This window comes from Halonatronomonas betaini (assembly GCF_015666175.1).
Classification (GTDB): domain Bacteria; phylum Bacillota; class Halanaerobiia; order Halanaerobiales; family Halarsenatibacteraceae; genus Halonatronomonas; species Halonatronomonas betaini.
In genome coordinates this window covers 467,024-481,138 of the sequence record NZ_JADPIE010000001.1, presented here as the reverse complement: position 1 = coordinate 481,138, position 14,115 = coordinate 467,024, and the positions used below count along the sequence as shown (strand labels likewise).

The 14,115-nt window shown below is 31.0% G+C and carries 12 protein-coding genes; 4 read left to right on the top strand and 8 right to left on the bottom strand.

Features of this window, described 5'->3' with window-relative positions:
- Positions 1-102 precede the first annotated feature (102 nt).
- Positions 103-1,374 carry a GTPase HflX gene (gene hflX, locus I0Q91_RS02370; RefSeq protein WP_270452612.1) on the top strand — a complete coding sequence of 424 codons (1,272 nt, stop codon included), beginning with the start codon at positions 103-105 and terminating at the stop codon, positions 1,372-1,374.
- 34 nt (positions 1,375-1,408) lie between these two features.
- Here hflX and I0Q91_RS02365 read toward each other — a convergent pair whose 3' ends face one another.
- The 8 genes from I0Q91_RS02365 to I0Q91_RS02330 form a co-directional block, all read right to left on the bottom strand.
- Positions 1,409-2,416 (bottom strand): ABC transporter ATP-binding protein, encoded by a 1,008-nt coding sequence (locus I0Q91_RS02365; protein ID WP_270452611.1) that lies wholly within the window; start codon positions 2,414-2,416, stop codon positions 1,409-1,411.
- A gap of 20 nt (positions 2,417-2,436) precedes the next feature.
- Positions 2,437-3,456: an ABC transporter ATP-binding protein gene (locus I0Q91_RS02360; protein ID WP_270452609.1), complete on the bottom strand. Its 1,020-nt coding sequence runs from the start codon at positions 3,454-3,456 to the stop codon at positions 2,437-2,439.
- 296 nt (positions 3,457-3,752) lie between these two features.
- Positions 3,753-5,105 (bottom strand): hypothetical protein, encoded by a 1,353-nt coding sequence (locus I0Q91_RS02355; RefSeq protein ID WP_270452608.1) that lies wholly within the window; start codon positions 5,103-5,105, stop codon positions 3,753-3,755.
- Position 5,106: 1 nt separating this feature from the next.
- The gene (locus tag I0Q91_RS02350) at positions 5,107-5,484 is read right to left on the bottom strand and encodes a methylglyoxal synthase (protein WP_270452606.1); all 378 of its coding nucleotides are present in this window, start codon (positions 5,482-5,484) and stop codon (positions 5,107-5,109) included.
- The gene (gene coaE / locus I0Q91_RS02345; RefSeq protein ID WP_270452605.1) at positions 5,474-6,073 is read right to left on the bottom strand and encodes a dephospho-CoA kinase; all 600 of its coding nucleotides are present in this window, start codon (positions 6,071-6,073) and stop codon (positions 5,474-5,476) included. Before coaE ends, I0Q91_RS02350 begins: the two co-directional genes overlap by 11 nt.
- Before the next feature lie 12 nt (positions 6,074-6,085).
- On the bottom strand, positions 6,086-6,913 hold the full coding sequence (mutM, locus tag I0Q91_RS02340) for a bifunctional DNA-formamidopyrimidine glycosylase/DNA-(apurinic or apyrimidinic site) lyase (protein WP_270452604.1): 828 nt from the start codon (positions 6,911-6,913) through the stop codon (positions 6,086-6,088).
- Entirely contained in the window at positions 6,906-9,518 is a 2,613-nt protein-coding gene (gene polA, locus I0Q91_RS02335; RefSeq protein ID WP_345790922.1) for a DNA polymerase I, read from the bottom strand. The genes mutM and polA overlap by 8 nt, the downstream gene beginning before the upstream one ends.
- Before the next feature lie 76 nt (positions 9,519-9,594).
- Positions 9,595-10,083: an ECF transporter S component gene (locus tag I0Q91_RS02330; protein ID WP_270452602.1), complete on the bottom strand. Its 489-nt coding sequence runs from the start codon at positions 10,081-10,083 to the stop codon at positions 9,595-9,597.
- Positions 10,084-10,408: 325 nt separating this feature from the next.
- Here I0Q91_RS02330 and I0Q91_RS02325 point away from each other — a divergent pair, with 325 nt between their 5' ends.
- Genes I0Q91_RS02325 through I0Q91_RS02315 form a run of 3 tightly spaced genes read left to right on the top strand, consistent with a single transcriptional unit; the run spans position 10,409 to position 14,113 of the window.
- Positions 10,409-11,206: a hypothetical protein gene (locus I0Q91_RS02325; RefSeq protein WP_270452601.1), complete on the top strand. Its 798-nt coding sequence runs from the start codon at positions 10,409-10,411 to the stop codon at positions 11,204-11,206.
- Positions 11,207-11,253: 47 nt separating this feature from the next.
- Complete coding sequence (locus tag I0Q91_RS02320) at positions 11,254-13,113, top strand: LTA synthase family protein (protein ID WP_270452599.1); 1,860 nt, start codon at positions 11,254-11,256, stop codon at positions 13,111-13,113.
- Positions 13,114-13,141: 28 nt separating this feature from the next.
- A complete protein-coding gene (locus I0Q91_RS02315; protein ID WP_270452597.1) occupies positions 13,142-14,113 on the top strand; it encodes a glycerophosphodiester phosphodiesterase family protein in 972 nt (323 codons plus the stop codon).
- The last annotated feature ends 2 nt before the right edge of the window (positions 14,114-14,115 follow it).

Below are 14,115 nucleotides of genomic sequence, written 5' to 3'. Positions count from 1 at the left end.
CATTAGTTGATACCCGTTCCCGGTACGTATATAATATACCATTTTTCTTTGTTATATGTCAAGATTGAACGCTTGTATTTATAATTTAATTTGGTATAATTAATGTATAAAATAAATGGAGGGATTAATATTAAAAAAGATCATTTTTCTACTGGTATAACTGAAGATCAAGTGCTTCTTGTTGGAGAAAAAAATGAAAACATTGAAGAATTGAAAGAATTAACTTTAACTGCTGGTGGAAATATCAAGGGATATATTAAGTACAGAAAAGATAATGTTAATCCAGCTCACTATGTAGGTACTGGAAAGTTAAACCAAATTAAAAACTTTGTATTAAATCAAAATATAAATCTGATAATTTTTGATTGCGAACTAACTCCAGCTCAATTAAGAAATTTAGAAGAAGAATTAGAAATAAGGGTTATTGATAGAACTCAATTAATTTTGGATATATTTTCACTCCATGCCAAAACTAAAGAAAGTAAATTACAGGTAGAAAAAGCTCAGTTGGAATATATGCTTTCTCGTCTGACTGGTAAAGGGGAAGAAATGTCCCGTCTTGCTGGTGGAATTGGAACGAGAGGACCAGGTGAATCTAAATTAGAAACTGACAGAAGAAGAATTAACAAGCGGATTCACAGATTAAAAAATGAATTAGAAGAAATTAAAAAAACCAGGGATGTTCAACGCCAGGATAGAAAAGATCCTATAATAGCTTTAGCTGGCTATACAAATGCAGGAAAATCCACATTATTAAATCAATTAACAGAAGCTGATAAATTAGTTGCTGATCAATTATTTGCAACATTAGATTCGACTATGAGAAATTTTGAATTGCCTGGTGGTAAATCAGCAATAATTTCTGATACAGTTGGTTTCATTAGAGACCTGCCACATGGCTTAATAGCATCATTCAGAGCAACTCTTGAGGAGATTAACCAGGCTGATATCATCATTCACCTTGTGGATGGATCTTCAGATGATATTGATAAAAAAATGAATACAGTTAAAAATGTTCTTGCTGATATAACTGAAGAAGAAAAAGAAGAAATTCTTGTTTTTAACAAAATTGATCTTTTAAATGCTGAAAAAGAACAATTTTTAAGAAGTTGCTATCCAGATGCTATATTTATATCTGCTAAAACCGGTAAAAATATAAATGATTTATTAGAGAAAATACAGGAAATAGTCTATAGAGACTTTAAGACAATCGCTGGTGTAATAGGTTATGAAGATGCAAATTTAATAGAGAAACTCCATAATAATGGGGAAGTAGAAAAAGAAGAATATATACAAGAAGGTATATATATTAAAGCCTATGCCCCTAAATCTTTAGCAGAAAAGATAAATAAAAAGATAAAAAAGCCCTCTTAATAGAGGGCTTTTTCTATAATATAATTAATTGAATTTATTTATCATTTACAGCTTCATGTTCCTGATCAGTTACATGACAGGCTGACATATGTCCTCCACCATAATCTTTAAATTCTGGTTCAACTTCGCTACAAATATCAATAGCTTCTGGACAACGAGGATGGAATCTACAACCTGAAGGAGGATCTACAGGACTTGGTACATCACCTTCAAGAATTATCCTCTCTTTCTCATAAGTAGGATCAGCAACAGGAATAGCTGATAATAATGACCTTGTATATGGATGCAAGGTATTATCAAACAATTCTCTTTTATCTGCCAACTCCACTATTTTTCCTAGATACATAACAGCTATCCTATCACTTATATGCTTAACAACACTTAAGTCATGAGCAATAAATAGATAGGTTAAATCAAAATCATCCTGTAGCTCTTCCATCAGATTAATTACCTGGGCCTGAATAGATACATCAAGAGCTGAAACAGGCTCATCACAAATTATTAAATGAGGATTTACTGCTAGAGCTCTCGCTACACCAATTCTCTGACGCTGCCCGCCAGAAAACTCATGAGGGTACCTTTTCATGTGATCTGCTAAAAGACCTACCCTTTCAAGTAACTCCTCAACTTTTTTATTTCTTTCTTTCTTATTTTCAGCAAGATTATGAATATCCATTGGTTCACCAATAATATCAGCAACAGTCATTCTTGGATTTAATGAAGCATATGGATCCTGAAAGATTATCTGCATCTGACGACGAACACTTCTCATATCCTTTTTATCTAATTGATGAATGTTTTTCCCATCAAATATAACTTCTCCATCAGTTGCTTCTAAAAGACGTAAAATAGTTCTACCTGTAGTGGATTTACCACAACCAGATTCACCTACAAGACCAAGAGTTTCTCCTGATTTTATATTAAAACTTACATCATCCACCGCTTTTACATGACCAACAGTTCTACGAAAAACACCGGCTTTTACCGGGAAATACTTTTTTAAATTTTTTACTTCTAGCAGATTTTCCTTTTCTACTGCCAAATCATTCACCTCCAGCTAATTTAAGCGGATTCATCTTCCTGAACCTGCTTTTTATGTTCTTCTAATTTATCAATAAACCAACAACGGGATACATGGCCATCTTTTACTTCATGTAATGGTGGCTCTTCTTCATAACACTTATCCTCAGCAAGGAAACAACGGGAATTAAATTTACAACCATCAGGGAAATCAAGCGGACTAGGTACATTACCTGGAATTGCAAATAATTTTTCTATATCCTTATGTAACAGAGGAATAGATTTTAAAAGTCCCCAGGTATATGGATTTGATGGGTTTGCAAATAGTTCTTCTGAATCAGCATATTCAACTATTTTGCCTGCATACATTACTGCTATTCTATCTGAAACTTCAGCAATAACTCCTAAATCATGAGTGATCATCATTATTGCCATACCAAATTCTTTTTTAAGGTCATTCATAAGATCCAGAATCTGAGCCTGAATAGTAACATCTAGCGCTGTAGTTGGTTCATCAGCTATTAATAATTTAGGATCACATGATAAAGCCATAGCAATCATAACACGCTGACGCATTCCTCCACTTAACTGGTGAGGATATTCGTCTACTCTCTGTTCAGGAAGAGGAATACCTACTTTCCTTAGCATTTCGACTGCCTGACTCTTAGCTTCTTTTTTTGATATGTTTTTATGAAGAACCAATGCTTCTGTAATCTGATCTCCAACAGTGTAAACTGGATTCAAAGAAGTCATAGGTTCCTGAAAAATCATAGAAATATCATTACCTCTGATCTTTCTCATTTCTTTTTCACTTAATTTTGTTAAATCTTTACCTTCAAATAAAATCTCTCCATCAACAATCCTGCCAGGAGGAGATTCTACTAATCTCATAATTGATAGAGATGTAACACTTTTACCACAACCAGACTCACCTACAATACCTACTGTTTCGCCAGGCTTAATTGAAAAATCAACACCATCAACAGCCTTGACAACACCTTCTTCAGTAAAGAAATGAGTTTTGAGATTATTTACCTCAATTAAATTATCTTGCTTTTCCAAGAAACTCACCTACCCTTAATTAATAATTATTTAAGTAGTCCACTATACCATACATCCTTCAAATATTCTGAATAAATTTAAAACTAATGTTATTATCTCCTCCCTCTCTCCTCCATGATATTAATCATGATATTAATTCCTTAAGGTATTAATATTATTAGTTCCTAATAACTTCTTAATAATATATTATATAAATGTCTACCGGCCATTATATTACTTCTAGATATAATCGCTAATTCCTTCAAAATAAATAAAGAATACCGATAATAAAATTATACCCGAGATAACAATTGCTGTCAAATTTCAGTTCTTTGAAATAGTAAACGATAAGGCTTATCTAAAATTTCTTTTATCTCTATAGGATAATTTATTTCTCTATTTATTGTATACATATATGGCACTTTACCAGCAAAGGGCTCCAGCCACTCAATTACTGCATAATCATAATCACCATTTACTATGCGATCATAATATTCAGGCCAGCATAAACCTTTAATCTCTAACTTTTCATTATCTTCTTTATTGGAAGTTAACTCTTTTATTAAGTTTCTATGGTTGTCATTATTATGGTAATAAATTAATGAGTTAGAATGAACTATATCTTCCCTTAAATTTTTTATTAAATAAACATAACTACCTGCAGATACCTTATCTATGGTATAATTATTTTCTATTAAATTATAATCTGTTATAAAATCAATATCTGAAAGAAACAGGGCCTCAGATACACTGGATTTAATTAAAGGCCCAGCAAGTTTACTGATTCTAGACCTTGGAAAAAATAGTTTTAATGAATTTAACTCATCATACCAGGCCTGACCTGGTTCAGATTCAATTAAAGTCAGATGTTCACCAGGTCTCCACTTAACAACCTGCCAGTTCGAGGAAGTAGCAGAATTATTATCATATAAGGGTGAAGATTTAGGCTTTCTCTGATAATATAATGGCCAATCAACAGGATTCCCATCCCAATCCCCCAATTCAATTAACTTATTTTTACTTAACACAGCAGACCAGGGAACTCTATCTGATAATAATAAGTGGAAATCTATATTATCTTCTGATAAGATTATTAATTTATCGTTTTCAATATATATTCTTTCTGTAATGGCATTATATATTTTTCTTGAGGTCTGAGAACTTAAATATGCTGGATTATTATAGCCTGATACTTCCTGGGTAAAAGCAGCTAAATCAGGCATATTAAAAATAGACTCCCAAAAATATGAAGCACCACTTCCACCTTTATCTATTAGCATTAATCTTAAAATGCTATATTTTACATCTTCTACTTTTAAATAGCTACCATCTGCAAATTGTTTATTTGTATTTATAGGGATAATATTTTTATATAATTCTTTGTTATCGATTTTATGGTTTTCAACATCAATTTTATCAGAAGCTAAATCAGGAAGAACTTCACCTGTGTTAGGATTATAATTATATAATGAATCATAAATATAATTTATTATGTTAGTTCTCCCCTGTTCCCAGGTTAGATGAGGATCCAAACTTTCTTCAGGTATTGGGTAAATATAAATGTCATGGTCAGGCTCTATTTGCCTGGTATTAGCAATTCCAGGTACTAAGAATATCACTAAAAAAGCTAATATAAAAACTTTTTTAAAATCAATTGATTTTAAAATCATTTTAATCATCTACCAGCATTGAATTTATTAATAATTCAGCACTTGCAATATTAGTAGCTAATGGAACATTATGAACATCACATACCCTTAAAAGAGCCGACACATCAGGCTCATGTGGTTGAGCAGTTAATGGGTCTCGTAAAAATATTACGGCATCTATTAGTTCTTTAGCAATTTCAGCTCCAATCATCTGATCTCCACCAAGAGGTCCTGAATTAACCCTTTCAACTTCAAGTTTTGTCTCTTCTATTAATCTTTTCCCTGTGGTCCCTGTAGCAATCAACCTACATTTTGATAATTCTTCTCTGTACCTTTTTGTCAATTCAATAAGATTAGATTTTTTCTTATCATGGGCAATTAAAGCTACTCTATGACTCATATTTATCCCCCTTTTGCCATTTCTCCCAGGCTTCTCTTAATTTATCTTTTAAATCATCAATTGAGCCCTCATTTTCTATAGCCAGGTCAGCTTTCTTAATTTTTTTGTCTAATGGCATTTGAGCATCTATTCTTGCTAAAGCTGCTTTCCTTGCTATATTATCTCTGTCCTTAAGCCTTTTTATTTGAGTTTCCCTACTACAATAAATAACCCAGACCTGATCTACAAGATCATCTAATCCAACTTCAAATAATAAAGGAGCAACAATAATTGTATTACTATCAGTTTCATTTATAAGTCTATTTTTAATTTCTCTTACTATTATCGGGTGAGTTATTTTTTCTAATTTCTGTCTGAGTTCTGAATTATTAAAGACTATTTCACCTAGTTTTTTCCTGTCTATGCTGCCATCTTCATTCAAAATATTATTACCGAAAAACTGAACGACATCGCTATAAGCTGATCCCTCTGGTTTCATTATTTTATGAGCGATCTTATCTGCATCTATTATTTTAGCACCTAAACTTTCTAAAAAATTAGCTGCAGTTGTTTTTCCTGATGCAATTCCACCTGTTAAACCTAAAGCCATAAAGATACCTCCTTATTGCTGGCAGTTAGGACAATAATGAGAGGATCGACCAGCAACTTTATTTTTTTCAATCTGGCAATCACAATGATGGCAATTTTCACCGAAACGATTATATACCATCAACTCCTTCTGAAAACTACCTTCTTCCCCAAGGGCATTAACATAATCACTAAATGTAGTCCCATTATATTTAATTCCAGCAGCAATTACATTATTTATTTCATGATGCAATTTCTCAATTTCTTCATCAGTCAGTTTATCTGCAGGACGATCAGGCTTTATTCCTGACCTAAAAAGAGCTTCATCACAATATATATTACCTATGCCTGCAATAAGTTGCTGATTAAGTAATATATTCTTTATTGAAGTAGTTCTACCTTTAATTATTTCTTTTAATTTAGCAGGTGTAAATTCCTCTGTTAATGGTTCAGGACCTAATTTAGCAAAACCACCTGCCTGTTCAGGTTTATCAGGGTTTATTAAATACATCCTACCAAATTTACGGACATTATTAAATCTTAAATCAGTTTCATTGTCTAATTGTATAATTATATGAGTATGTTTGTCTATTTTTTCTTCTCGGCCTTTTATTAATAATTGACCGGTCATTCTTAAATGGATAATCAACAACTTCCCATTTGTAATTTCTATAATAATATACTTTCCTCGTCTTCCGAGTGAAACTATTTTTTCTCCTTCTAAGTTTTTCTTGAAGGTTTTAGGGCTATCAGGATGACCTACAATTCTTCCATCTCTTACAAAAACATTATTTATTTTTCTGTTACAAAGAGGGGCTTTAAGTCCCTGGACAATTGTTTCCACTTCTGGTAATTCAGGCATTGTCATCAACCTCATATTCTTCTTTTTCTTTCCAATTTTCTCCTACTTCTAAATCTGCAATTAAAGGAACATCTAAACTATAAGCTGCTTCCATTTCTTTTTTTACAATATGAGCTACTTCTTTTAATTCTGATTCAGGTAATTCAATTACTAATTCATCATGAACCTGAAGTAATAAGTTAGCCTGATAATCATTAGATTTAAGTGCCTGATAGACTCTATTCATAGCAAGTTTCATAATATCTGCTGCAGTTCCCTGAATAGGAGTATTAATAGCTGTTCTTTCAGCAAAAGACCTTCTATGGTAATTAGAGCTATTAATCTCTGGGATATATCTTATCCTATTTAAAAGAGTTCTGACATAACCTTTATTTTTTGCTTCTTTTACTATATCATCCATATATTTTTTTACTCCAGAAAACCTATTAAAATACCTATTGATGTATTCTTCAGCTTCTTTTCTTGAAATATCAAGGTCATCAGCAAGTCTATATGCACTCATGCCATAGGCAATACCAAAATTAATAACTTTTGCCTTCCTTCTCATGTTGTCGGTGACTGAATCTCTTTCAACTTCAAAAATCTTGCTTGCTGTTTCTGTGTGAATATCACCTGATTCTTTATAGGTCTTCAATAAACTCTCATCCTGACTAATCTCTGCAAGAACTCTAAGTTCAATCTGAGAGTAATCAGCTGCTAATAAAACCCACCCTTCTTTACCTGGCACAAAGGCTTTTCTGATTTCACGACCCTCTTCACTTCTAATTGGGATATTTTGAAGATTAGGGTTTGTACTACTTAATCTACCTGTGGATGTCACCATCTGATTAAAACTTGTATGAATTCTTTCAGTATCTGGGTTAACCAGTGGTGGTAAAGCATCTAAATAGGTGGATTTCAACTTAGACCAGTGTCTATATTCTGTAATTAAGGGAACTATAGGATGTTTGTCTTCAAGTTTTTCTAAAACTGACATGCTGGTTGAATAACCTGTCTTAGTCCTTTTAATTACAGGCAGTCCAAGTTTCTCAAATAATATTTCTCCTACCTGCTTGGGTGAGTTTAAATTAAATTCCTCATCAGCAAGCTCATGTGCTTTTTCAACAATATAGTTGATGGTTTCATCCCACTTATCTGATAAGCTATAGAGATAATCACAGTCAAGTTTAATACCATTATACTCCATTTCAGCCAATGGCTGTAACAGAGGTAATTCAATTTCTTTAAATAATTCAAGCAAGCTGTCTTTCTGAAGTTGTTCTAAAAGGTTAGATTTTAAAGTTTCTAAATTAATTAAAGATAACGCTATTAATTCTTTTTCAGATAGATCCTCTGATACTTCTACTCCTAATTCATCAATTAAAATCTCCTTTAATTCTGGTTCTTTACCTGATGGCTTTAACAAATATCTGGCAAGAAGAAGATCAAAATCTATATTTCCTAAATTGAATCCATTTTTTCTCAAACAGATTAAAGCTTCTTTCCCATGAATTAAATTAAATTTGATACTACTATTAGAAAAAAGTACTTCTAAAGAGCTTATATCTTTTATTATATATACATTATCAGTATCAATTGATACAATGATTTCAGCATTACTCTGCATTGGTTTGTCATAGTTATCCAAATAAGCAGCTAAATTTACTTCTCCTTGTTCTTTTGCTCTTTCAATTAAATTAGTTATTTCTGATTGACTTGAAAGTTCTTTTATTTCAAAATTATCTTCATCTAAAATTTTGCGATCTGAAGCAAATCTTTTTAAAAGGGAGTTAAACTCAAATTCAGATAAAAATTCATATACCTCGCCTTCATCAAAACCTCCCCAGCGACATTTATCTTCATTAAAATCAATTGGAGCATCTGTATCTATTTCTCCTAACTTTTTACTCATTACTGCCTGTTCAGTATACTTTCTTAAGTTTTCTTTACGTTTTTTCCCTGAAACTTTATCTATATTATTTAGTATGGTTTCCATATCATCAAATTCTTTTAGCAGTTTAGTAGCAGTTTTTTCACCTATACCTGGAACACCTGGGATATTATCTGAACTATCCCCCATTAATCCTTTCATATCAACTAATTGTTCTGGTTCTAATTCATAATCCTCTCTTATTTTTTCAAGATCATAAACAACAAGATCACTCATACCCTTCCTGGTATACATGACATTTATATTTTCATCTACCAATTGCAATGCATCTCTATCACCAGTAACAATGACAACATCGTAACCATTATCTGCTGCCTGTTTTGCTAATGTACCTATTAAATCATCTGCTTCATAAGTTTCTTTCTCAAATATAGGTACATTTAATACTTTTAAAAAATCTCTAACTATATCAAATTGTGGTCTAAGCTCATCAGGCATTTTTTTCCGACCAGCTTTATACTCTTCATATTCATCATGCCTAAATGTTGGACCTTCAAGATCAAAGGCAACGGATAAAAGATCGGGGGACTCATTATCCATTAATGAGAAAAACATTCGTGCAAACCCAAATGCTGCATTTGTATAATCTCCGTCGGAATTTGTTAATAAAGGCAGTGCATAAAATGCTCTATGGACTAAGCTATGTCCGTCTAAAAGAAATAATCTTTCAGTCAACAAAATCAGCTCCTTAAATTTCGATTAAATATATTTCAAAATAAAATCATTCAAAATCATAAGTTAGTTAATTAAATTATATCTTACCATATTTAGACTCTAAAACAGTTACAATAGCAGGGATAAGTAATAACTGACCAATAACACCAGGTAAACTAGATGCTATTCCCCCGAAAATATAGACAAAAGGATTAGTGAATTCAATAAATAAAGCAAATAAAATAAAATATATTATTCTGCCTACAAGCATTGAAATGATAAGGCTTATAAATAAATTCATTTTTTTATATAGAATACCAGCTACTAATCCGAAAGCTGCCAGTTCAACTATCATAAAGGCCATAGTTGGCATCTGAGGTATTCCTGATATCATTGAGTTTAAGATAGGGAGTACAGCCCCAATTACTGCACCATATAAAGGTCCAACCAAAAAGCCACCTAATAAAGGTGGAAAATGCATAGGTAAAAATATCCTTCCGGATATTCCAAACATATGAAAGAAATATGGTATTATAATTCCTAATGCAATTAGTAAGCCACTTCTAGTTAATTTTTTTGTGTTCAAAATGATTCCTCCTATTATTTATTTTTAATATACTCTAAATAATATATCAAAGCTATTTAAAACTATAAGTAATATAAATAATCTGCTTTGAGCTCTTAAGCCATTGAACATAATATTTTAATTCAATTAAGAAATATAGGTTGCTTACATAAACTAATACTAATAATATCAGATATCAGGCAATAAAAAAAGTTTTCTTTTGATAATCATTTTCTTTCCTATCTTCTTTAATTAAAATTATAAAACTATTTTGTTACAGTCTATAACTAATTATTTGCCTCTGGTATAGGGGCATGATAAAATTTAATAATGGAGGAGATATAAAATGAGTTATATAATCATGGGGAATAATCAAAATTTCAAGGTAAAAATTAATGAAAATATTTATAAAGAGTTTTTTAAGATAAGAAATCATAATCAAGAGCTTATAGATTTAAATCATAAGAAAAACATATTTATAAGAGATAAATTCATCAATAAATCAGTACCAAATATAATTCGATATAATATGACTATGAATGAAAATACAGATGATATTGAAATTAATTCTATTTTAAATAAAAAAAATATCATAAAAAATTCTAATTACAATGATATACTATTAAATGAAGGTACGAAAATTAATAATTCAATAGCTATAATTTTAGAATCGCCTCATAAAGCAGAATTTGATTATAGCAGCAATAATGATTTAATTCCTATCTCCCCTGCTCAGGGAGCTACAGGAAAAAATATTGAAAATAAACTTAAGGAATTGCTTATGGCTATAATTAGTGATCATCAGAAAGATGTTTTACAGAATGGAAGTTATAAAATTATAATAATAAATCCAATTCCCTTTCAGACTTCTCTTCATTTTTTCCATAGAAGATCTTTAAGTGATTACCATTTCAAAAAATTGCGGGACAAAGTCTGGCAGGAATTCTGGGAAGAAGATACAAAATACAAAAGTAATTTAAGCGAAAATTTAAAAAGAATTAATCCCAGTCTAATTATAAATGCATGCACTAGTAATCTTTCCCCTTTAGTCCAGAAATATTTAGAGAATCATTTCAAAAGTAAGAATCTCATAAGTTCATATCACCCTTCAGCCTGGGTTTTTAATGGGTTTGGCCTAGAATAATATATCTGTTATAATAAGTTTTAAGACAAATTTAGGAGGATTGATTAATGAACCATTTTAAAGAAATGAATAAAAAAGAAAAGATATTTGCCATATCATTTTTATTAGGATTTTTGATAAAATATAATATTATTATGCTTCATATATTTAGTGTTCCATCAATTTTAAGTATTTTTTTTAGAAATATAGCCTTTATTATGTTTATTATATATTTTATATATCCTATTGTTAAAAAACGCAGTGGACGATTAATAATATTTATCTTTTCGATTGTATTTAGCTTCTTTTTCCTATCAAATCTCTGGTATAATAGACATCTAGGTAATTATTTGAGCATAAATGAAATGGCAGTTGGAGATACTTATAACCCTATAGGAGTCGTTTTTAGACATGTATTCAATGTATACGACCCTCTTTTCATTGTGGATCTAATTTTAATGGGCTTTACAATTAAAATAACCCAGGAATCAGGCTCTTCTTTAAAATCAAAACTAAGCTATAATAGAATGAAAAAAATTAAAACAGGGGCAATTGTTTTATTAAGTATATTAATCATTTTGATGGGACAAATTTTCATAACAAACCTTGCTTTTGGTGGCTTTACACCTGTAGAATTATATAACAATAGTACTCCTGGTTTTGTTAATGTTTACGGTGTTATACCACTATATACTTTTGAACTACTATATGATTATGGTGAAGACGATTTTGAAATTGTAGAAAATAGACTTCCTGAAACTGAAACTAAACTTTCAGATGATGACAAATTAATTGATGATTATAGTAATATTATTGTTATTCAGGTCGAATCTTTAGATAAAAAGACAATGGATTATGAATATAATGATAAAGAAATAGTACCATTTGTAAATTCATTAAAAGAGGATAGCCTATATGCTAATGATTTTTATGCTCAGCATGTCAATGGTAGCTTTGATGCCGATTTCTCTTTACTTACAGGTATGTATCCTGTTAATCGGCAATATTCATTTAGAGAGCATGATATGACTCAATTCCCTTCATTAGTTAATATTATGAATGATTTAGGTTATCAGACAATGGCTTTTCATGGAAATGATGCTTCCTTCTTTCACAGACATGAGGCTTATCCAGAATTAGGTTTTGATAAATTTTATTCCAGAGAAGATTATTCAATGGATGACAGAGAGTATGTAATTGAAGACAATTATTTAGGTATAAATGATTATGACTTTTTAAAACAATCTGTTGATTTTATAGAAGAAGCAGAAGAACCATTTTTTGCATATCTCATAACTGTTACAAGCCATACTCCTTTCACCTTTTATCCTGAAGAATTTGAACAGGAAGAATTTGAAGATTTAAATAGTCAGCTGGTTAAAGATTTCTTTAACTCCTTATATTTTGTTGATCACTCTTTAGAAATGTTCTTTAATGAATTAGAAGACCGCGGTTTAAAAAATGATACTCTTTTTGTTATATATTCAGATCACGAAGCAGCAATTGAGACACCAGAATACTCATCAAGCGTTAACTTTAATGTGGATAGAAATATTAAAGAACCTGAGCATATACCATTGCTAATTAAACATCCAGATTTAAATGCTGGAAAAATTGAAAAGACTGGAACTATAACTGACCTTCCACCCACTATTCTTGATATAATGGGTGTCAATAATATTCCTGATGATTTTATGGGTTATTCAATGTTACATCCTGAGGATAAACCAGTATTATTCATTCATGAAATTCCTCAAATATTATATCAAAACCAATTATTTGTTAATGAATTTGATGAATTCATCAAAATTGGACATGTTGAAAATCTAGAACAAGATATAGAATTAGATACTGAAACAAAAGAATTATTATTAGAGAAAATTCGATATTCTAGAGATATTAAACAACTTAGAAGGAGAAATGAATAATAAGGTTTTTATTGAGGGGTGAAATAACATGAAATTCGTTATTATCATTCTATTAATTTTATTTGCCGGTTTCATGATTTTTTACGGTGGTTATTATTTAATTAATCCTGATATGAGAGGTGAAGATATATTATCAGACCATAATATACCTTATCCAGCAGTAATAGCCCATAGAGGGGCGTCAATAGTGGCTCCTGAATCAACCAGGCCTGCATATGAAATAGCTAGAGAAACTGGTGCTGATTATTTTGAAGCTGATGTTCAAATGACAGCAGATGGTGAATTAATAATATTTCATGATGAAACTTTAGAAAGAACCTCAAATGTTGAAGAAGTTTTCCCAGATAGAATTAATGATGAAATCGGAGAATTTACTTTAGAGGAATTAAGACAACTTGATTATGGAAGCTGGTTTAATGAAGCTAACGAAAATTACGCTGATGAAAACTATGAGGGGTTAGATATATTAACCTTAGATGAACTTATTGATATTGCAAAAGCTGGCAGCCATACTCCAGGCTTAATACTGGAAACTAAACATCCAGAAAAGTATGACGGTATTGAGCAAGAAATTGTAAATATTCTTGAAGAAAGAAACTGGCTTGAAGAAGAGGGCTTTGAAAAGACAATTTTCTTTTCATTCTCTTTAAGCAGTTTAAGGAAGTTTAAGGAACTTGTTCCTGATAAACCAAGATTATTATTAATAACTGATAATAGAATTTCAAGACGTAGCTGGAATAATTGGCTTGAATACAGTAGTGAAATAGCCGATGGGCTCGGTCCCAAAGGTTTTATGGCATGGCCATGGCACATTGCAGCAGCCCATGAAAATAAAAAGTTTGTCTTCCCCTATACAATTAATTATTTGTGGCAGATAAGAACATTAGCTCATTTCCAGGCAAGTGGTTTTATTACAGATAGACCAGAAGTTGTATTAGGCTTTCTTGATAGATTGCCAGAGTTACCTGAGTTTGATGAGGTTTTAGATGCTGGAAACTAAAT

Bases quoted from the DNA above. Each gene is read 5' to 3' on its own strand.
- hflX (WP_270452612.1), top strand. From the start codon at position 103: ATGTATAAAATAAATGGAGGGATTAATATTAAAAAAGATCATTTTTCT.
- I0Q91_RS02355 (WP_270452608.1), bottom strand. From the start codon at position 5,105: ATGATTTTAAAATCAATTGATTTTAAAAAAGTTTTTATATTAGCTTTT.
- I0Q91_RS02350 (WP_270452606.1), bottom strand. From the start codon at position 5,484: ATGAGTCATAGAGTAGCTTTAATTGCCCATGATAAGAAAAAATCTAAT.
- coaE (WP_270452605.1), bottom strand. From the start codon at position 6,073: ATGGCTTTAGGTTTAACAGGTGGAATTGCATCAGGAAAAACAACTGCA.
- mutM (WP_270452604.1), bottom strand. From the start codon at position 6,913: ATGCCTGAATTACCAGAAGTGGAAACAATTGTCCAGGGACTTAAAGCC.
- I0Q91_RS02325 (WP_270452601.1), top strand. From the start codon at position 10,409: ATGAGTTATATAATCATGGGGAATAATCAAAATTTCAAGGTAAAAATT.
- I0Q91_RS02320 (WP_270452599.1), top strand. From the start codon at position 11,254: ATGAACCATTTTAAAGAAATGAATAAAAAAGAAAAGATATTTGCCATA.
- I0Q91_RS02315 (WP_270452597.1), top strand. From the start codon at position 13,142: ATGAAATTCGTTATTATCATTCTATTAATTTTATTTGCCGGTTTCATG.